Here is a 20208-nt window from a genome sequence, read left to right on the forward strand (position 1 = left end):
AGGCCCCGCGGCGGCGGCTGCGCTAAGCTCCTCCGCGATGCCCGCGCTCATCCACCGTCCCGGACCGCCGCTCGACGACTTCGTCGACTGCTTCTGGCTGTGGGACGGCTACACGGCGCCCGCGCCCAGGGAGCGCGCGCTCCCGTCCGGCACGCTCGATATCATCATCAACCTGCGCGAGGATCGCCTCCGCATCTTCGATCGCGACGATCCCGAGTCGTTCGAGCGGTTCCCCGGGATCATGATCTCCGGCGCGCACGCGGGGCACTTCGTCATCGACACCGCGCCGGGCGCGTCGGTGATGGGCGTGCATTTCAAGCCAGGCGGCGCGTTCCCCTTCCTGGGGGTCCCGGCCGGAGATCTCGAGGGGAGGCACGCGGCGCTCGACGCGCTCTGGGGCGCGAGCGCGGCCCGGCTCCGCGAACGCCTGCTCGAGGCCCGGGGCGCGGCGGATCGCTTCTCCGCGCTCGAGGGCGCCCTCCGCGCCAGGGCCACGCGGCCTCTCCGCCGGCACGGCGCCGTGGCGCTCGCGCTGCGCGCCTTCGAGGATCCCACGCTCCGCGCCGTCGCCGAGGTCAACGCGCGCACCGGGCTCTCGCCGAAGCGCCTCATCGCGCTCTTCCACGACGAGGTCGGGCTCGGCCCCAAGGCGTTCTGGCGTGTCCGCCGGTTCCAGGCGGCGCTGCGCCTCATGGACGGCCGGCACGACGCGCGCGGCGGGGCGCGCCGGCCCGTTCGCTGCGCCGAGATCGCCGCGGAGCTGGGCTACTTCGATCAAGCGCACCTGAGCCGCGAGTTCCGGGCGTTCGCCGGTCTCGGCCCCTCCGCGTACCTCGCCCAGGAAGTGGAGCGCCCCAACCACGTGCCGCTGCGCGGGTAAAAATATCCAAGACGCTCGCGGCGGGCGCGCTCAGGTTCCGGCTCTCCTCGACACGAGAGAAAGGAAGAGCTCATGAACCCCGTCGCTGTCACCGCCTTGCTCGTCGCCGCGATGCGCGCGGAAGAGTCGAAGCGCAAGGATCGCCTGTTCGACGACCCCTTCGCGCACGCGCTCGCCGGAGACGCCGGGTACGCCGCGCTCCGCGCGTACCGGGACGCAGTCGGCCCCTCGATGCCCATCATCGAGGTGCGGACTCGCTGGTTCGACGAGGCGCTCGCGCGCGCCGCCGCCGCGGGCGTCGCGCAGGTCGTCCTCCTCGCCGCGGGCATGGACGCGCGCGCCTACCGGCTCGCGTGGCCCGCAGGGACGCGCGTCTTCGAGATCGACCAGCCGGAGGTCATCGCGCACAAGGCCGGCGCCCTGGGGACGCGGCCGCCCGCGAGCGAGCGCGTGGCCATCGCCGCCGACCTCGCCAGCGACTGGCCCGCCGCGCTCCGCGCCGCGCGGTTCGACCCCGCCGCGCGCACCGTCTGGCTCGTCGAGGGCCTGCTGCAGTACCTCGACGCGCGCGCGGTGGAGACGCTCATGGCGCGGATCGACAGGCTCTCCGCGCCGCGCTCGGTCCTTCTTTATGACGTCGTGGGCAAGTCGCTGCTCGAGGCGCCCGCGCTCGCGGCGGCGCTCCGCATGATGGCCGAGCTCGGCGCGCCGTGGATCTTCGGCACCGACGATCCCGCGGGCCTCGTCGCGGCGCATGGCTGGGACGCCACCGTGGTCGAGCCGGGCGAGGTGGGCACGCGCTGGGGCCGCTGGCCCATCCCGCCCGCGCCCGCGGGCGCGCCGCGAGGCCACCTGGTCGAGGCCATCAAGCGCTGAGCCCACCGAGGCGCCCCCGGCGCCCCCGCGCCCCGACCGCGCGGCGCTGCGCGCGTCACGGTCGCTCCGCGGCGGGCGCGAGCGTCCGGTGGATCGCGTCGATCGCGAACGCGAGGTAGGCCCGGCTCTCGGCCCGGTCGAACCCCTGGTTCGAGAGGTGCTGGTGGAACGGCCGGAAGTGCAGCGCGCCGAGGAAGAGATCGGCCGCGTGCTCCGCGGAGACCGGGCGCAGCAGCCCGCGGGCGATCGCGCGCGAGAACCACGCGGCCACCTCGCGCCGCGCGCGGACCGGCGGCAGGTCCTCGCGCCTTTCGGCCATCGACTCGACGGTCATGCCCGCCGATCGGAGCACCGCCAGGCACGGCACGATGCGCTCGAGGTACGCGGAGATCTCCTCGCCGAGCTCGAGGAGCTGGATCCGCGCGTCCCGGTCGTCCGGGCCCGACCGGGCGCGCGCCATCCACGGCGGCTCCATGGGCGGCTGCAACGCCGCGCGCAGGAGCTGCTCCTTGGTGCCGAAGCGCTGGAACAGCACGCCGTGCGAGATGCCGAGCCGCTCCGCGATGACGGTCGTCGAGACGCCGGCGCCGTGCTCCAGAAAGCACGCGCGCGCCCCGTCGAGGATCTGTGCGTCCGTGATGTTCCGCGGCCTTGCCATTTATAAGTATCCTGATACTTATTGTGTTACAGGACAATGACTTCCTGGTAATGATTCTCACAGAACGCTGACGCTGGCGGCTCGAGCGAGGCGCTGCCCGGAGGGCGGGCGGACGCCGCGGAGCTCGGGGCGCAGGGGGAAGCGACCTTTCTTGGCCGAAGGAGGCACCTGATGCTTGTTCATCGCTTGAGCCAGCTGTCCCGAGCCGATCTTTCCACCGCGGGCGGCAAGGGAGCCAACCTGGGTGAGCTGCTCCGGCTCGGGCTCGCGGTACCGCCCGGGTTCGTGGTGAGCGCGGGCGCGTATGCCGAGCAGGCGCGCGCTTGGGGGCTCGCCGAGCGCCTCGCGGCGCACCTCGGCGCGAGCCGCTGGGACGACGCGGCCTCGGCGGCGGCGGAGCTCTTCGAGGGGGGCGCGATGCTGCCCGGGATCGAGGGCGCGGTCCGCGACGCCTACCGCGAGCTCGGCGCGCCGCCGGTCGCGGTGCGCTCCTCGGCGACGGCGGAGGACCTCGCCGACGCCTCGTTCGCGGGCCAGCACGAGACGTACCTCGACGTGGTCGGCGAGGACGCGCTGATCGTCGCGCTGCGGCGGTGCTGGGCGTCCCTCTGGAGCCCGCGGGCCCTCGCCTACCGGGCGGCGCGCGGCGTCGATCACCTGGGCGTCCACATCGCCGTCGTGGTGCAGCGGATGGTGCCGGCCGAGTTCGCCGGCGTCCTGTTCACCGTCGACCCGGTGGCCCAGCGCGCCGACCGCATGCTCCTGGAGGTCGCCCCGGGCCTCGGCGAGGCCGTGGTCTCCGGCCACACGACCGGCGACGTGTACCGCCTGCGGCGCGCGCCGTTCGGTGGGGCCGCGGCGATCGACGCGGGCAAGCCCAATGGGGCCGCGGCGAACGGCGCGGGCAAGCCCAACGGGGCCGCGGCGAACGGCGCGGGCAAGCCCAACGGGGCCGCGCGCCCCGGGGCGGACGACCTCGCGATCGAGGACCGCGACCGCCGGGAGGCCGGCCGCCCCGCGCCGAGCGACGATCTGGTGATCGAGCTGGGCCGCCTCGGGCTCCGCCTCGAGGCCCACTTCGGCTGCCCGCAGGACGTGGAGTTCGCCATCGCCGGGGGCTCCCTGCACCTGCTCCAGTCGCGCCCCATCACCACGCTCGGCAACGCCGAGATCGAGCCCCTTCCGCCTCCCCCGCAGCTCACCCGCCTGCAGCGGAGGATGCTCGAGGCCAACGACAACGACCGGTTCCCCGTCGCGCCGAAGCCGCTCGATCAATGGGGCTTCCGGATGACGCTCCCCGCGCTCGTGCGCATGGTGCGCTTCCTCGGGCTCGACGTGGACGAGGAAGAGGAGCGCGCGTGGGTCGACCAGCTGTGGCGCCCGATCTTCATCCCGCCGCGGATGCGGCCCACCCTCCGGCTGCTCCGGCTGCCGCGGAAGGTCGCGGCCAGCCTGCGCTACGACGCGATGGCGTGGTGGGAAGGCGACGGGCTCAAGCGCCTCCTCGAAGCGTGCGCGCCGGTCGATCTCCGCGCGCTGGACGACGCCGCGCTCCTCCGCCGCGCCGACCGGATCGCGGAGACCACGACCGCGGTCCTGGGCGAGCGGTTCGAGCGGAGCGCCAGCCAGCTGGCCGCGGTCGCCCTCCGCGTCCCGGTCACCCTCGCCGTGGGGCCGAAGCGGGCAGCGACCGTCATGAGCGACCTCGTCTCGGGCGTGCACACCCGGACGTCCGACGTGAACCTCGCGCTCTTCCACCTCGCGCGCCGGGCGGCGAGCGCCGGTCCGGAGGTCGCCGGCGCGATCCGCGAGGGGCGCCCGGACGCGCTGCGCGCCTCGGAGGCCGGCCGGGCGACGCTGGCCGAGGTCGAGGCGTTCCTGGAGGAGCACGGGCACCGGGAGAGCGCGGGGCTCTACCTCTCGGCGCCGACGTGGCGCCAGGATCCCGCGCCCGTGTGGGGGCTCCTCCGCGGCCTGCTCGACGCCACCGAGCCGCCGTCGGAGCAGGCCGGGCTCGCGCGTTACCAGGCGGCGCTCGAGGAGGTCACCCGCGCGCTGCGCTTCGCGCCGGGCCTGGCCGACGCGTTCCGCCGCAACGTCGAGCGGCTGCGGGGCGCGATCACCTTCCGGGAGCGCACGCACTTCGATCTGGTGCGCTCGTACTCCGCGCTCCAGGCGATCGTGGCCGAGATCGCGCGGCGCCTCGTCGAGCGCGGGCACCTGCCGAGCCCCGACGACGTCTTCTACCTGACCGAAGCCGAGGTCCGGGCGTGGCTCACGGGGGAGGCGCCGCCGCTCGACGAGGTGAAGCGGCTCGTGCAGCGGCGGCGCGCCACCTACGGGGTGGTCAACGCGCGGTGGCAGCGGACAGCGTTCGAGATGGGCGGGGGAGGCGCTCCGGGCGACGAGCTCCGCGGCGTCGGGGCGTCGTCCGGGGTGGTCCGCGGCAAGGCGCGCATCGTGCGCGACGCGCGCGAGTTCGAGCGGGTGAAGGCGGGGGAGATCCTGGTCTGCCGCTACACGAACCCCGCGTGGACGCCGCTCTTCACCCTCGCGGCGGGCGTCGTGACCGACACCGGCGGCGCGGTCTCCCACGCGGCCATCGTCGCGCGCGAGTACGGGATCCCGGCGGTGCTGGGGGCCGCCGGGGCGACCGAGCGCATCGCGGACGGCCAGGAGATCCTCGTGGACGGGACGGAGGGCCGGGTGACGCTCCTCCGCCAGGCCGGCCGTCAGGGCGAAGCGGACGAGCGCGACCGTGGCTGAGACCTCGTCGCGCCTGCCGGTGCGGCTGCTCGCCGCCATCGCGCTGTCGGCGGCGCTCGCGCCGCTCAACTCGACGATGGTCGCCGTGGCGCTGCCGGAGATGGCGCGGACGCTCCGCGCCGACTCCGGCGCGCTCCGGCAGGCGCTCGTGACGAGCTACCTGCTCACGGGCATCGTCCTGCAGAGCCCCGGCGGGAAGCTGGGCGACCGCCTCGGCCACCGGCGCGCGCTCGGGCTCGGCCAGCTCCTGCTCTCGGTCGGGGCGGCGCTCGCCTATCTGTTGCCGGTGCTCCCGACGCTCGCGGCGGCGCGCGTCCTGATGGCCGCGGGCGGCGCGATCGTGGTCCCGAGCGCGACGGCCATGCTCCGCACGGAGCTCCCGCCCGAGGTGCGCGGGCGCGCGTTCGGCGCCTTCGGGGCGGTGATGGGGGTGGCGGCGGGCACCGGGCCGACGATCGGGGCGCTGCTCGTGGGGTCGTTCGGGTGGACGTCGATCTTCCTCGCGAACGTCCCGGTGCTGCTCCTCTCCGCCGCGCTCGCGCACGTCGGCGCGCCGCCGCGCCCCGCGGCCGCGGCGCCGGCCGCGCCGCGAGCGCGCTTCGACATCGTGGGCTCGGCGCTGCTGGGCGGGTCGCTCGTCGGCCTCGCCCTCGGCCTGGAGGCCGCCCACCTCCGCTGGGCCGCGGCGCTCGGCGCGCTCGGCCTCGTGCCCTTCGTGCTCTGGGAGCGGCGCGCCGCGGATCCCGTCGTCGACTTCTCGCTGTTCCGGCGGCGCGCGTTCGTCGGCGGCAGCCTGATCATCGCGCTCCAGAACTTCGCCATGTACGCGACGATCTTCGAGCTGCCGCAGGTGGCGGGGCGGCTGTTCCACATCGGCCCGCGCGACGTGGGCACGACGCTGATGGCCATGATGGGGACGATGGTGGTCGTCTCGCCCTTCGCGGGGCGCGGCTCCGACCGCTTCGGGCCGCGCGCGGTGGCGCTCGCCGGCTGCTCGCTCGCCCTGGCCGGCATGCTCCTGCTCGCGGCGCGGCCCTTGAGCGCGCTCTCGGACGCGATCCCCGCGCTCGTGATGCTCGGCGCCGGCCTGGGCTTGACGTCCGCGCCGTCGCAGTCCGCGGCGATGAGCGATGTCCCGCGGGAGAAGAGCGGCATGGCCGCGGGCCTCACCGCGACGATGCGCTACGTCGGGGGCATCGCCGGCCTCACCGTGCTCGGCCTGGTGCTCACCGACCGTCCGACGGGCGACGTGGTGATGCGCGAGCACACGATGGCCACGTCGATCTTCGGCGCGGCGCTGCTCCTGACGCTCGGCTGCGCCTTGCTCCTCCCCGGCCGCGCCGCCGCGCCGGCGGCAGCCGCTGGATCCCGGTAGATCGGCCTGCCTCGTGGGGGAGCGGCGCGCCGCGCCTCGTGGGAGACCGGCGCGCCGCGTTCGTGGTAGGGAGCGCGGATGCACCGCCGCCCTCGCCACGCCGCCACCTGCGCCGCCCTCGCCGCCCTCCTCAGCAGCTGCAGCGCCACGCCCGACGCCGCCGCGCCGGCGGGCGGCGGGCAGGGCGACGCCGCGAGCGGCGCGCAGGCCGCCCGCGCGGATCACGCCCCGCCGCAGGACCCCCAAGGCGCGGGGCACGCGGGCGACGGCCCTGGGCACGGCCATCACGCAGGCCATGGCCCTGGGCACGGCCACGGCCCTGGGCCGCTCGTGCACCGCTTCGAGCGGGCCGAGGACTGGGTGCCCGCGTTCGAGGGACCCGAGCGCGACGCCTGGCAGAAGCCGGCGGAGGTCGTCGCCGCCATGCGGATCGCCCCGGGCATGCGGGTCGCGGATCTCGGGGCAGGCACGGGCTACTTCCTGCCCCACCTCTCCCGCGCGGTCGGGCCGGCCGGCGCGGTCGTGGGCCTGGACATCGAGCAGGACATGGTCCGCTACATGACGGAGCGCGCCGCGCGCGAGCGCCTCGCCAACGTCACCGCGCGGCAGGTCCGCCCCGACGATCCCGGGCTCGAGGCCGGCTCGGTCGACCGCATCCTCGTGGTCGACACCTGGCATCACATCCCCGATCGCCCCGCCTACGCGGCGAAGCTGAAGGCCGCGCTCCGCCCGGACGGCGCCGTGGTCGTCGTCGACTTCACCGAGGCCGCGAGCCACGGCCCCCCGAAGGACCACCGCATCCCCGCCGAGACCGTCGCCGCCGAGCTCCGCGCCGGGGGCCTCTCGCCCGAGATCGTCGCGGAGGACCTGCCCGAGCAGTACATCGTCGTAGGCCGGCGCGCTGGCGCGGCGCGCTGACGCGGGCAGCGCATCGGCGCTCTGCTGGCGAGGACAAGAGAATTTTGACGCAAAGGCGCAAAGGGCGCAAAGACGCAAAAAAGATTTAAAATTGTTTTTTGCGTCTTTGCGTTGAACTCTCTCTCTCTCCGGATCCCTGGCCGGACTCCTGGTGGGTGGAACTAGCGATACCCGGTGACGTCGGCCGGCTTGCCGGCGTCCTGGACCTCGACGAGGTACCGCCACGCGTCCGGCTGGCTGCCGTCCACATCCGTGAAGCCATACACCTTCGCGAGCTGGCCGCTCGACAAGGACTGCCCGGACCACCGGGCGACCTCCGGATCGGCCGCGAGCGCCGCCACCGCCCGGCCGACGTACGCGGGGGTCTCCGAGATCGCGAAATGAGGCTCCTTCGCGAGCGCGTCGCGCCAGCTCTCCTCGGTGACCCCGTAATGCTCCAGCATGATCTCCGAGCGCAGCCAGCCCGGCGTCAGCGCGACGGCCGAGCAGCCGTGGGCCCGCAGCTCCTCGGCCTGGGCGAAGGCCATGCGGAGGACCGCGGCCTTGGCGAGGTCGTAGAAGAAGGCGACGCGGTAGTGTCCCGCATTGTAGTCGGCCGTGCCGTCCGTGATCTCGACGACCAGCCCGCCGGGCCTCTTGATGAGCAGCGGAAGGGCGCAGTGGCTCGTGATGATGTGGGTGTCGATGGCCAGCCGCAGCAGCCGCAACCCGTTGTCCAGCGATTGCTCCCAGAGCGGCGTGTCCCACGCGAACAGGAGCTCGCCTCCCCAGATGTCGTTGACCAGCACGTCGAGCCGGCCGTGCTCCCGCTCGATGCGCGCGACGAGCTCGCGCACCTGCTCGCGCTCCAGGTGATCCACCTGCGCCGCGATCCCCTTGCCCCCGGCCCGGGTGACCAGCTCGGCGGTCTCCTCGATGGTCTCGGGTCGATCCATCTCCGAGCGCCGCGCGCGCGTGGTGCGGCCCGTGGCGTACACGGTCGCCCCCGCCGCGCCCAGCGCGACCGCGATCCCCCTGCCCGCCCCGCGCGTCGCGCCCGCGACGAGCGCCACCTTGCCGTGAAGTGCTCCGCTCATGCTCCGTCCTCTCCTTCCTCGTTTGCCGAGGCGAGCGACCGTCGCACGACAATCCTGACACCTTGTGTCAGGTATTCCGGGGCGCCGCGACGGTCGGCGCCGCTCCACCGCGCCACGGCGTCCCGGACGCCCGGCCCCCGACATCCCACTCGACAGCTGATGACACGCGCGTCCAGCCACCCTCACGACACCCGCCCATCGGTGCCACGTTTATCCACCACGTGTTACCTCGGCCGAGCGCGCGGTGAGGCTTGATGCAGCGCAGAGAAGCGCTCTACAAATAGCTCATGATAGGTATCCCCGGCTACACGCTCACGGGCCTCATCCACGAATCCGCCGCGTCGACCGTGTACCGGGGATACCGAAACGACGACCGCGCCCCCGTCGCGGTCAAGCGCCTCAGGAACGATCGCCCCGCCCCGGCCGACGTCGCGAGGCTCCGCTACGAATACGCCATCGCCAAGGAGCTCGCCCTGCCCGGCGTCGTGAAGGTCCTCGGCGTCGTGAAGATAGGGGCGAGCCTTGCGCTCATCATGGAAGACGCCGGCGGCTGCACGCTCCATGAGCTCATCGGCGCGCGCTCCCTGACCCTCCAGGACGCGCTCCGGATCGCGATCTCCGCCGCGAGCACGCTGGAGTCCGTCCATCGCGGCGGCGTCGTCCACATGGACATCAAACCGCAGAACATCATGGTCGACGCGTCCACGTGGAGCGCCAAGATCATGGATTTCGGCAGCGCCACGCGCCTCTCCCAGGAGGCGCAGCGCTCGAAGAGCCCCGCCGCCTTCGAGGGCACCCTGGCGTACATGTCGCCGGAGCAGACCGGGCGGATGAACCGCGTCATCGACCTGCGCACCGATCTCTACTCCCTGGGGGTCACCCTGTACGAGATGGCGACGGGCAGGCTCCCCTTCCCGACGAAGGATCTCCTGGAGCTCGTGCATTGCCACATCGCCAGGCTCCCGCCGCCGCCGGCGCAGATCTCGCCCGACGTGCCGCGCCCGGTGTCCGACATCATCATGAAGCTCCTGGCGAAGAGCCCCGACGATCGGTACCAGAGCGCCTACGGGCTCAGGATGGATCTCGCGGCGTGCCTCGCGCAGCTCGACGCGGGGCCGCGGATCGAGCCGTTCGAGCTGGCGCGCCACGATTACGTGGACGAGCTCCGGATCCCGCAGAAGATCTATGGCCGCGAGGCGGAGCTCGCCGTCCTCGAAGGCGCGTGGCGGCGCATCCAGAAGGGCGCGCGCGAGCTCCTGCTCGTGTCCGGCCACGCCGGCATCGGCAAGTCGCTCCTCGTCGGCGAGATCCAGAAATCCGTCGCGCAGGGCAAGGGATACGTCGTCGCCGGCAAGTTCGACCAGATCAACCGGACCGTGCCCTACGCGGCCGTGGCGCACGTCTTCCGGGAGCTCGTCCGCGCCCTCTTGACCGAGCCGGCGGAGGCGCTCGGGCTCTGGACGGAGAAGATCGCGACCGCCGTCGGGCAGAACGCGCCGCTCCTCATCGACCTCATCCCCGAGCTCGAGCTCATCCTCGGCCCTCAGCCGGGCGTCGATCCGCTCGGCCCGACCGAGGCGCAGGCGCGCTTCCACCTCGCCTTCACGAAATTCTGCAGCGTCATCCCCGCCCAGGAGCACCCGCTCGTCGTCTTCCTCGACGACCTGCAGTGGGCGGACCCGGCGTCGCTGAAGCTCCTCGAGCAGATCCTGACCGCGCCGGAGATCAAGCACCTGCTCGTGATCGGCGCGTACCGGCAGAACGAGGTCGACGAGAGCCACCTCTTTTCGATCACCCTCTCGGAGCTGCGCAAGGCCGGGGTGAGCGTCGCCGAGATCGACCTCGGGCCGCTCGATCTCCCCGTGGTGACGCGGCTCCTCGCCGACGCCCTCTCCTGCGATCCCGAGCGGGCCGAGCCGCTCGCGCGCCACGTCATGAGCAAGACCCACGGCAACCCGTTCTTCATGAACCAGTTCATGAAGGCGCTCCACGCCGAGGGGCTCGTCGCCTTCGACCCGGCCCGGCGCGCGTGGACGTGGGATCTGCCGCGCATCCAGGAGAGGAAGGTCACGGACAACGTCGTCGACTTCATGGCCGGCAGGCTCCGGGAGCTCGACGAGCGCGCGCAGCGCGCCCTCACGCTCGCCGCGTGCATCGGCTACCGCTTCGACCTGAAGACGCTCGCGACCGTGGCCGGCAAGCCGCGCGGCGCGGTGGCCGACGAGCTCTCGGCGGCGCTCCGCGAGGGCTTGATCCTCGCCGTCGGCGCGGACTCGAGGTTCTTCGACGCGGCCGTGAGCGGCGCGATGGCCGGCGAGGCGGACGAGCCGGAGCTCTCGGTCGACGCCACCTACCGGTTCTTGCACGATCGCGTGCAGCAGGCGGCCTACCGGCTCCTCGACGACGCCCGCAAGCAGGAGGTCCACCTCCAGATCGGCCGGCTCCTGCGCGCGGAGGGCGACCCCGGCGACGCCGAGGGCAAGCTCTTCGAGATCGCGACCCACATGAACCTCGGCATGGCGCGGATCACCGCGCCGGAAGAGCGCGTCGCGCTCGCGCGCCTGAACCTCGAGGCGGGCAGGAAGGCCAAGGCCGGCGCGGCGTACGAGGCGGCCGCGAGCTACTTCGAGGCCGGGACCACGGCGCTCGGGCCGCGGCGCTGGGAGGAGCAGCACGAGCTCGCCTTCGCGCTGGCCCTCGGGCTCGCGGAGTGCCTGTGCCTGACCGGCAGGTTCGACGCCGGCGAGCGGCTGTTCGGCGAGCTCCTCGAGCGCGCGAGGACGCGGCTCGACAGCGCGCAGGTCCTCAACCTGCGCATGTCGTTCCACCTGATGCGCGGCGAGCTCTCCGACGTCGTGGCGCGCGGGCTCGAGGCCCTCGCGCTGCTCGGGGTCGACATCCCCAGGGGCGCCGAGGAGCAAGGCGCGCGGCTCGGCAGGGAGCTCGAGGCGATGCAGGCCCACCTCGCGGGCCGCCCGATCGCCGACCTCCTGGGGCTGCCCACCGCCGCCGATCCGGAGAAGCAGGCCGTCCTCCGCCTCCTCGCCGACCTGACGCAGCCCGCCTCCGCGCTCGGCCTGCCGGTCCTCGGCCCGCTCACGCTCATCATGCAGATCAACCTCGCGATGGAGCACGGCCACGCGAGCACCTCGGCGTACGCGTACGTGCTCTACGCGGTGCTCCTCATCGACGGCGTCTTCGCGCCGAGGACCACGGAGGACCGGTTCAAGGAAGCGTACGAGTTCGCCAAGGTCGGTATCGAGCTGCACGAGCGGATCCCGAGCCCGCGCATCGCGTGCATGCTGCTCACGACCTACGCGTCCATCCTCCATTTCTTCGAGCCGCTCCGGGACACGATCAAGGTCCTCGCCCGCTCCCGGCAGGCCGGCCTGGAGTCCGGAGATCTGGCGTACTCGTCCTATTGCTGCATTCACATGGTCTCGGCGAGCCTGGCGCTCGGCGACGATCTCGGCGCGGTGGCCGAGGAGATCGAGCAAGATCTCGCGCTGATGCGGCGGACCAACGACAAGCTCACGACGCTCATCCTCACGTGCGCGAAGCAGGTCGCCGCGAACCTCGCGGGGCGCACCGACGGGGCGCACACGCTGAGCGACGGCGCCTTCGACGAGGCCGCGTTCGCGAGCGCCATCTCGGTCCCGGAGCTCACGTACGTGGCCGCCTGGTATCACGTGCAGAAGATCCAGCTGGCGGTTCTCTACGGCGACCACGGGGCCGCGCGCTCGCTGATGGCCGCCGTGGAGAAGATGACCGCCGGCAGCGCCAACAACTTCTGGGCGACCGAGCTGGTCTTCTATTCGTGCCTGAGCCTCGCCGCCGCGTGCGACGGGGCGCCGGCCCCGGAGAGGGAGCGGATGGTCGCGGCGATCGCGGCGCAGCGGGAGAGGCTCGCCCGCTGGGCCGAGCGCTGCCCCAGCACCTACGGGCACAAGCACCTCCTCGTCTCGGCGGAGCTCGCGCGCGTCTCGGGCGACGACCGCCACGCCGCGGCGCTGCTCTACGACCGGGCGATCGAGGGCGCCGAGGAGGCCGGGTTCACGCGCGACCAGGCGATCGCGAGCGAGCTGGCCGCGAGGTTCTACGGGGGGAGCGGCCTCACGCGGTGCGCCCGCGCCTACATGACCGACGCGCACCACGGCTACATGCAGTGGGGGGCGACCGCCAAGGCGGACCGCCTGGCGGCCGAGGCGCCGCACCTCGTGACGAGGGTCGATCTCACGTCGGCGCCGCCCGGCATGCTGGAGCTCGCCCGCACCACGGTGCAGACCACCTCGACCACGCGCCTCAGCACCAGCGTGCTCGACGTCGAGGCGGTCATCCGGGCCGCCCAGGCCATCGCCGGCGAGGTCGTCCTCGACAGCGTTGTCCACCGGCTGCTCGACATCGCGATCCAGAACGCCGGGGCGAAGAAGGGGGTCCTCGTCCTGGAGCGCGATCAGCAGCTGGTGATCGAGGCGATCATCACGGTGGATCCGAGCACGGCGCGGCTGGGTCACCCGGTCCCGGTCGAGGGCAGCGCCGAGGTCCCGTCGTCGATCGTGCAGTACGTCGCGCGGACGCGGCTGCCGGTGGTCCTCGCCGACGCGAGCCAGGAGCCTCGCTTCGCCGCGGACGCCTACGTCGCCGCGAACGACCCGAAATCGATCCTCTGCCTGGCGATGGTGCACCAGGGGCGCACGACCGGCGTGCTCTACCTGGAGAACAGCACGGCCACCAACGTGTTCACGTCGGCCCGGCTGGAGCTCTCGAAGCTCCTCCTGGCGCAGGCGGCGACCGCGGTGGAGAACGCGGTGCTGTACGCGCACCTGCACAAGCGCACGGAGGCGCTGCACCGCGCCGAGGAGCGGCTCCGGGTCGAGTTCTCGGAGCGGGAGCGGAGCGAGCACGCCCGCGCCGAGCTCCAGGAGGAGATCATCCGCGTGCAGAACGCCCGCCTGGCGGAGCTCTCCACGCCCATCATCCCGATCACCGATCGGATCATGGTCATGCCGCTCATCGGGATGATGGACAGCCAGCGGGCGCAGCAGGTCCTGAGCACGGCGCTCCAGGGGGTCGAGTCGACCGGCGCCGAGGTCGTGATCATCGACATCACCGGCGTGAGGACGGTCGACACCGACGTCGCGAGCACGCTGATGAACACCGCCGTCGCCCTCCGGCTGCTCGGGGCGCAGGCGGTGATCACGGGCATCCGCCCCGACGTCGCCCAGACGCTGACCGCCCTGCAGATCGACCTCGGCTCGGTGGTCACGCAGGGGACGCTCCAGAGCGGCATCGCCTACGCCCTGCAGCGGGTGGGGAGCCGCGGCGCGCCCCTCGGCGCGCGCGCGCGGTGAGGGGCGGCCGGGGCGCGCGGCGCCGCGTCGCTCGAGGGCGAGCGCGGCGGCGAGAGCGCGGCGGGGAGGCGCATCGGTGGGCGGAGGCGGGTCATCGAGGGATGTTGAAGAGCTCGTTGCAACAGCCCTGCTTCAGGTGGCACACCTCCTTCACCGCGCCTTCGCACGTCCCGACCTCGACACCATCGACGAGGCACGCGCACCTCGTCGTGCCGTCGGCGGACGGGCCGCAGTCGACCTCGTGCTTCTTGCCGAGGCACGTGGACGCACACGTGCACTCGTTGCCATCCAGGGTCCAGCAAACGTGGGGCCTGGCTCCGCCGCGCGACCGCATGCCCGGCGGCCCCTCCCCCGGACGTCCGCTCCTGGCCGCGAGCCCGGGATCGAGGGGGTCGTACGGCCGCGATGTCGCCTCGTCCGCGTCGCTCGGCGGCGGATGGGCGCGGCGGCGACATGGCAACCTCTGCCGTCGCACGATGGCAAAACTTGCCAGAGCGGCAAACTTTGCCAGCGGGCGTCGCCGCGGCGACGTCGACGTGGGTCGGGTCGAGGCGCGCGAGGAGCGCCCTCGCCATGGTTGGCTCGGTTCTGGCACCTAGAGACGCATCTTCCCGCCACGGCCGCAGCCTGTGGCGTGAACGCGGCTTCTTCGATGCACGGACCGGCCCCCGACCCGACCCAGCTTGGAGCGACCCAGGCGAGGTCGGCGAACCCGGGCGGCCCTCGCGAACGGATGATGAGCTCCAGGTAACCCGATCTCCGCTCTGCGCGGCCAGCGCCCCGCCCTGCCCCGGCGATCGCGCGGCGTGCCCGGCCTGGTGAACCCACGGCCCGGGCCGGCGCGGCGAACCGCGCCGGCGTCACCCATTTTGTGCACCGATCACAGCATCTCGCGGCAGCGCGCGAGCCAGGAGCAGATCAGCTCGCGACAGAATGTAATGCTTGCCCCGAACGCAAACAGCATTCATATTCCCGTCGCGCTCGGTCGTGGCTCACCGCGTGCGCGACGGCGCGCGGGCAGGGCATCGCAGGAGCGTTGACTCCGAGCATCCCGAAGGCCGCGCTGAATACGGCGCGGACGACGGCAGCACGCGACCAGCCCAGGGCGAGCGTGCTTATCCCGCTCATCAGGCCGACGTGCGGTGTTCTCCCCCGCTCGCCTGGGCTCCGTCTCTCTTCGTCTTCGAGCGCGCGCCCACCGGGGGCGCGGCTGGTCATCATCGTCGTTTTCAGGAGGTCTCATGCTTTCCAAGCGTTCGAGTTCGAGCATTTCGGTGGGCTCGCGGTCTGTCCCTGGCTCCGCCGGGGCATGGCGGAGGGCGCGGCACGCCGCGCTGGCCGCGCTCGCCCTCCTGCCCGCCGCGTGCTCGGACTTCGCGCCGGGGGACGGCGAGCTGGACGACTCCAGCGCGCTGCTCGACGCGGCGGAGGTCGATCTCGGCGAGGCCGCCGAGGCGCTCTCGCTGCCGTTTCCGATCGAGCCCCTGAAGTCGCTCACCGTCACCGAAGTCGACATCGTGTCCCAGTTCTCGCTGAAGGATGTCCTGCAGCAGCTGGTCACCCAGTCGGGCGTCCCGGGCCTCACGCCCCTCACGCTGTTCCAGCGGTTCATGGACACGTACCGGGCAGCCCCCGGCCTTTACCCCTCCGTCCCGCATTGCGATACCGTGGCCGCCAACCCGAACGATGTGTTTCCTCCCCCGCAGCCCGGCGACACGCCCTCGCCGGGGTCCATCAACGGATGGCCGGTCCGCTGCCCCCGGACCATCGGACAGGATTCAGGGATCGATCCGTTCTCCACGACGGCCGGCGACAACGCGTACATGGCGACGACGCTGGCGAACCGCTTCGATCTCGCCCCTCCGGACGGCGCCCACTGCGGGGAGTACCGGATCGTGTTCGCGCGGAAGTCGGGGCACCCCGACTCCAGCGATGCAAGGCCCGACCAGACCTTTCGGCGCAGCTTCATCATCTTCGAGGGCCGGCTGCCCAACCCGAGCCCCAGCCTCGGCCGGCAAGGCTGCCGTCCCATCGTCGAGTTCTGGCTGAACCAGTCGAACCCCTCGAAGACCGTGGCGACCCGGGCGACTGAGCTGAAGTCCTTCTACTTCAACGGCCTGCCCGCGTCGGGCGTCGGCCCCGTCATCCACATCGACAACTACGGCCACACGCCGGGCCCGAACAACGGCCAGATCCGGACCAACGAGTTCCTCCTGTTCCAGGAGGCGTTCGACGCCTGGCCGCTCCGGGAGTTCAGGCTCACGCACGGCACCAGCAGCAGCCCCTCGCTCAACGTCATCCCGTCGTTCGTGAAGGACAACCCGGCCGCGAAGCTCTTCGCGCCCGGCATCTCGGGCGACTCGCGGGTCGTAAGCTTCCAGAGCACCGTCTTCCCGAACATGGTCGAGAGGCTCGCCGCGGCCGACGACGTGAACCGCTTCGCGTACCCGTCGGCGCTGCCCGACGCGATGAACGCGGGCGAGAGCCTGATGATCCCCCTCCAGAACAACTACCTGAACGCGATCGGCAGCGGGACGTCGACCCTGAGGACCAACATCGCGAACAAGCTGATCGCCATGGGCAGCAACCTGTCCGGCACGCCCACCAACCCGTCCGTGGATCAGATCATCGGGCGCGCTCAGTCCCTCTCCTGCGCGGGGTGCCATGAGCCTGTGGACGCCACCAACAGCGCGAGCAGCAACCTCGACGTGGGCCTGCCGAGCCCGTTCCCCAAGACGCTGGTCTTCACCCACACCTCCGAGAAGACGGTGGCGGTCGACGCGAACAACCCGAACGGTCCGCGACGCTTCATCCTCTCCAATGCCGTCCTCAACACGTTCCTCCCGTACCGCGAGAAGGTGATGAAGCATTTCCTCGTCAACAACACGACCCTCGGGTTCGAGAAGCCGGGCGCGTGGACCTCGACGCAGGCCCTGCTCGCGACCCACACGGGCCGGGTGACGGAGGGCATCGCGTCGCTGGAGGTCCGGACCCCGAGCTCGTTCAACACGATCTTCAGCCCGAACTTCAGCACCTCGGGCCTCACGCCGGTGGGCAACAAGATCAAGCTCTCTCTCTTCGTGTCGAAGCAGCAGCCGAACCCGAGCTGGGTGGGCAACCTGGAGGTGCTGATCTCGATCCCGTCCGCCGGCATCTACGACCAGTGGGTCGGCAACGTCGTGCTCAACGGGCTCACCCGGGGCGAGTTCAACGAGGTCACGTTCCCGCAGCAGCTCCAGGCGGCCACCATCACGGCGCTCAACGCGGCGCCGAGCGACGTGAAGCTGCAGTTCAACTTCAACGTGACCGCGAACTCCGGCCCCTACTACATGGACGACATCCGGTTCGAGAACTGATCCGCGTCGCCCTCTCGTGAGCAGGACGCCGGCGCGGAGACGCCGGCGTCCTGCCTTGCAACACTACAAAATTCGACCCTCACCCGAATCGCCCGGTCCGCCAGCGTGCGCGTGACGCCTGGCCCCGAGGCATAGGCGAGTATGCCTATGCCTGGAGCCACAGGACTTGGGTACGAAGTCGTTGCAGTCACCTGCACCGGGTGATGCGAGGAAAGACGGCGATCTTCGAGCTGCGCCGAGCGCTGCGTCGGCCGGAGCAGGATCTCTTGGACCGGAGTCACCGCATCCGTACAGGCTGCGGCCCGCTGCAACAACCCCGGGCACTGAGACGGAAACGGGAGGTTTCTCCATGGGCGCATCGCCCCCCCACGCGCCGCGCGGCGCCGTCACGCTGTCGCTGTGCTTCCTGATCGCCTTGCTGGAAGGGTTCGACATCCAGGCCATCGGCGTGGCCGCCCCCCTGCTGATCCCCGCTCTGGGCCTGACGCCCGGGCAGGCCGGCGTCGTGTTCGGGGCCGGCATGGCCGGGCTGGTCTGCGGCGCGCTGGCCGGCGGCTGGATGGCCGACCGCATGGGCCGCAAGCCGCTGCTGATGACGGCCGTCGGCGTCTTCGGCCTGTTCACGCTGGCCACCCTGGTGGCGGGTGGACCGCTGTCGCTGGGCCTCTTCCGGCTCTTCGCCGGGGCCGGCATGGGGGCGGCGATGCCCAGCCTGGTGGCCGTCGCCCTGGAGATCGCCCCGCCCGACCGGCGGACCCGCACCACCACCCTGATGTTCAGCGGCATGCCGGTCGGCGGCGCGCTGGCGGCGCTGTTCGCGGCGGGGCTCATGGGCCGGTTCGGCTGGCACAGCATCTTCCTGGCCGGGGGCGTGCTGCCGCTGCTGCTGCTGCCGGTCATGGCGTGGCTGATGCCCGACAGCCGCGCGGCGGCGGCCGGCGGCGCGCAGCGGCCGGGCAGCGCGCAGGCGCTGTTCGGCGATGGCCGGCTGGTGGTCACGCTGCTGGCCTGGTTCACCTTCGGCATGACGCTGCTGGTGCTGTATCTGCTGCTGAACTGGCTGCCGTCGCTGGTGGCGGCCAAGGGCCTGGGCGGGTCGGGGGGCGCTGGCGCCGCCTTCGGCTTCAATGTCGGCAGCGTCGTCGGCTGCTGGGCCATCGGCGCGCTGGTGGACCGGCTCGGGCCGCGAATTCCCATCATCGCGGCCTATCCCGCCCTGGGCCTGGCGCTGTTCGGGCTGGCGATGGCCGACACCCTGCTGCCCGTGGTGGCGCTGGCCGGCCTCGCCGGCTTCTTCCTGCTGGGCGCGCAGTATTCGCTCTATGGAGTCATCCCGCTCTATTACCCGGCGCCGGCGCGCGGGCTGGCCACGGGCGCCTCCATCGCCGCCGGCCGGCTGGGTTCCATCGGCGGGCCGCTCGTGGCGGGCCACCTGCTGGGACAGGGCTGGGGCCCCGCCGGCGTGGCCATGGCCATGGTGCCGGTGGTGCTGTCGGCCGGGATGGCGGTGGCGTTGATGACCATCCGCGGCCGCTATGCCGGTGATTGAGGAGCGGGCGGCGGCTTGAACGAGCGGCGGCGCCGAGCCGCATGTCTGGGGAGGATCTCATGCAGGTGATCGTCGTGGGCGCCGGGATCGGCGGCCTGGCCGCGGCTCTTTCGCTCCACGCCTCAGGCCACGAGGTGACGGTGTTCGAGGCCGCGCCCACCCTCCTGCCGCTCGGGGTCGGCATCAACCTCCTGCCCCACGCCGGCGAGGTGCTGGACGAGCTGGGCCTTGTCCAGGCCCTCCTGGCCCAGGGGGTCGCGACCCGCGAGCTTGTCTATTACAACCGCTTCGGTCAGCGCATCTGGGGCGAGCCGCGCGGCCGCTTCGCGGGCCACGCCGCGCCGCAGATCTCCCTGCACCGCGGCGCCCTGCAGGGCGTGCTGTTCGACGCCGCCGTCGAGCGGCTGGGCGCCGACCGGGTGATCTGCGACCGGCGCCTCACGGACCACGCGGAGGACGGAGGCCGCATCGCGGCGCGCTTCCTCGACCGCGAGGGCGTGGCCCGGAAGGTCGCCGCCGATCTCCTGATCTGCGCCGACGGCATCCACTCGGCGGCGCGCGCCCGCCTCTATCCGGACGAGGGGCCGCCGGTCTATGGCGGCCGCATCCTGTGGCGGGCGACCACGCTCGCCGCGCCCTTCCTCACCGGCGCCAGCATGATCATGGCCGGGCATCAGGACCAGAAGTTCGTCGCCTATCCCATCTCCCCGCCGGGGCCGGACGGCCGCCAGAGGATCAACTGGATCGCCGAGCTCGCCGTCGCCGAGAGCCTGCGACGGGAAGACTGGAATCGGCGGGGCGACCCCGCCGACTTCCTGCCCAGGTTCGAATCCTGGCGCTTCGACTGGCTCGATGTGCCCGGGCTGATCCGGGAGGCCGAGGCGATCTACGAGTTTCCGCTGGTCGACCGCGACCCGCTGCCGCGCTGGAGCCATGGGCGCATGACGCTGCTGGGCGACGCCGCCCACCCCATGTATCCGATCGGCTCCAACGGGGCGAGCCAGGCCATCCTCGACGCCCGCGCCCTGGTCCGCGCGCTCGCCGCCCACGCCGATCCGGTGGAGGCGCTGGCCGCCTACGAGGCCGAGCGCCTGCCCGCCACCGCCGCCATCGTCGCGGCCAATCGCGGCAACGGCCCGGAGCAGTGCATGCAGATCGCCCAGGACCGCGCGCCGGACGGCTTCGACCGCATCGAGGACGTCTTCGCCCCCGGCGAGCTGGAGGCCATCGCCGCCCGCTACAAGGTGCTGACCGGCCTGAAGCGCGCCTCGGAGCCCGCCGCGTGAGACGGCGGCAGCGCTCTCCACGAAGGCCGGATTGGCGTCTTCTTTTCACGACCGAGGCGGCTCCGGACGAGGAGAGGCTCGTCCCGTCTCGATCTCGCTCTCGTCCGGCTGACCGGC

General features: G+C 72.5%; 12 protein-coding genes. 9 read left to right on the forward strand and 3 right to left on the reverse strand.

Translation table 11 applies throughout. From position 1 onward, the window contains the following. Positions 1-37: 37 nt before the first annotated feature. Positions 38-880, forward strand: a complete 843-nt coding sequence (locus tag WMF33_RS24645) for a DUF6597 domain-containing transcriptional factor (RefSeq protein WP_437339409.1) — start codon at positions 38-40, stop codon at positions 878-880. Positions 881-952: 72 nt separating this feature from the next. Further along, entirely contained in the window at positions 953-1756 is an 804-nt protein-coding gene (locus WMF33_RS24650; protein WP_437339410.1) for an SAM-dependent methyltransferase, read from the forward strand. A gap of 55 nt (positions 1757-1811) precedes the next feature. On the opposite strand, the gene WMF33_RS24655 is transcribed toward WMF33_RS24650, so the two are convergent. After that, the gene (locus tag WMF33_RS24655) at positions 1812-2414 is read right to left on the reverse strand and encodes a TetR/AcrR family transcriptional regulator (protein ID WP_061627882.1); all 603 of its coding nucleotides are present in this window, start codon (positions 2412-2414) and stop codon (positions 1812-1814) included. Positions 2415-2585: 171 nt separating this feature from the next. Here WMF33_RS24655 and WMF33_RS24660 point away from each other — a divergent pair, with 171 nt between their 5' ends. The 3 genes from WMF33_RS24660 to WMF33_RS24670 all read left to right on the forward strand — a co-directional run bounded on the left by WMF33_RS24660 (position 2586) and on the right by WMF33_RS24670 (position 7473). Next, a complete protein-coding gene (locus WMF33_RS24660) occupies positions 2586-5180 on the forward strand; it encodes a PEP/pyruvate-binding domain-containing protein (RefSeq protein WP_437339411.1) in 2595 nt (864 codons plus the stop codon). Continuing rightward, complete coding sequence (locus WMF33_RS24665; protein WP_437339412.1) at positions 5173-6555, forward strand: MFS transporter; 1383 nt, start codon at positions 5173-5175, stop codon at positions 6553-6555. The genes WMF33_RS24660 and WMF33_RS24665 overlap by 8 nt, the downstream gene beginning before the upstream one ends. Before the next feature lie 78 nt (positions 6556-6633). Beyond that, positions 6634-7473 (forward strand): class I SAM-dependent methyltransferase, encoded by an 840-nt coding sequence (locus WMF33_RS24670; protein ID WP_437339413.1) that lies wholly within the window; start codon positions 6634-6636, stop codon positions 7471-7473. 161 nt (positions 7474-7634) lie between these two features. Here WMF33_RS24670 and WMF33_RS24675 read toward each other — a convergent pair whose 3' ends face one another. Next, the gene (locus WMF33_RS24675) at positions 7635-8549 is read right to left on the reverse strand and encodes an SDR family oxidoreductase (protein WP_437339414.1); all 915 of its coding nucleotides are present in this window, start codon (positions 8547-8549) and stop codon (positions 7635-7637) included. A gap of 287 nt (positions 8550-8836) precedes the next feature. Here WMF33_RS24675 and WMF33_RS24680 point away from each other — a divergent pair, with 287 nt between their 5' ends. Next, a complete protein-coding gene (locus WMF33_RS24680) occupies positions 8837-13900 on the forward strand; it encodes a protein kinase domain-containing protein (protein ID WP_437339415.1) in 5064 nt (1687 codons plus the stop codon). Between the two features lie 91 nt (positions 13901-13991). Here WMF33_RS24680 and WMF33_RS24685 read toward each other — a convergent pair whose 3' ends face one another. After that, positions 13992-14234 (reverse strand): hypothetical protein, encoded by a 243-nt coding sequence (locus WMF33_RS24685; protein WP_437339416.1) that lies wholly within the window; start codon positions 14232-14234, stop codon positions 13992-13994. A 940-nt stretch (positions 14235-15174) separates the two neighbouring features. Here WMF33_RS24685 and WMF33_RS24690 point away from each other — a divergent pair. The 3 genes from WMF33_RS24690 (at position 15175) to WMF33_RS24700 (ending at position 20091) form a co-directional block, all read left to right on the forward strand. Next, on the forward strand, positions 15175-17256 hold the full coding sequence (locus WMF33_RS24690) for a hypothetical protein (RefSeq protein WP_437339417.1): 2082 nt from the start codon (positions 15175-15177) through the stop codon (positions 17254-17256). 349 nt (positions 17257-17605) lie between these two features. Then, positions 17606-18805, forward strand: coding sequence for an MFS transporter (locus WMF33_RS24695; RefSeq protein ID WP_437339418.1), 1200 nt, complete (start codon positions 17606-17608; stop codon positions 18803-18805). 59 nt (positions 18806-18864) lie between these two features. Next, positions 18865-20091, forward strand: coding sequence for a flavin-dependent oxidoreductase (locus WMF33_RS24700; RefSeq protein WP_437339419.1), 1227 nt, complete (start codon positions 18865-18867; stop codon positions 20089-20091). The last annotated feature ends 117 nt before the right edge of the window (positions 20092-20208 follow it).

This window comes from Sorangium sp. So ce394 (assembly GCF_051474665.1).
Lineage (GTDB): Bacteria > Myxococcota_A > Polyangia > Polyangiales > Polyangiaceae > Sorangium > Sorangium cellulosum_D.

Excerpts from the sequence above, each read along its gene's own strand:
- WMF33_RS24645 (WP_437339409.1), top strand. The coding sequence starts at position 38 with ATGCCCGCGCTCATCCACCGTCCCGGACCGCCGCTCGACGACTTCGTC.
- WMF33_RS24650 (WP_437339410.1), top strand. The coding sequence starts at position 953 with ATGAACCCCGTCGCTGTCACCGCCTTGCTCGTCGCCGCGATGCGCGCG.
- WMF33_RS24655 (WP_061627882.1), bottom strand. The coding sequence starts at position 2,414 with ATGGCAAGGCCGCGGAACATCACGGACGCACAGATCCTCGACGGGGCG.
- WMF33_RS24660 (WP_437339411.1), top strand. The coding sequence starts at position 2,586 with ATGCTTGTTCATCGCTTGAGCCAGCTGTCCCGAGCCGATCTTTCCACC.
- WMF33_RS24670 (WP_437339413.1), top strand. The coding sequence starts at position 6,634 with ATGCACCGCCGCCCTCGCCACGCCGCCACCTGCGCCGCCCTCGCCGCC.
- WMF33_RS24675 (WP_437339414.1), bottom strand. The coding sequence starts at position 8,549 with ATGAGCGGAGCACTTCACGGCAAGGTGGCGCTCGTCGCGGGCGCGACG.
- WMF33_RS24680 (WP_437339415.1), top strand. The coding sequence starts at position 8,837 with ATGATAGGTATCCCCGGCTACACGCTCACGGGCCTCATCCACGAATCC.
- WMF33_RS24685 (WP_437339416.1), bottom strand. The coding sequence starts at position 14,234 with ATGCGGTCGCGCGGCGGAGCCAGGCCCCACGTTTGCTGGACCCTGGAT.
- WMF33_RS24695 (WP_437339418.1), top strand. The coding sequence starts at position 17,606 with ATGGGCGCATCGCCCCCCCACGCGCCGCGCGGCGCCGTCACGCTGTCG.
- WMF33_RS24700 (WP_437339419.1), top strand. The coding sequence starts at position 18,865 with ATGCAGGTGATCGTCGTGGGCGCCGGGATCGGCGGCCTGGCCGCGGCT.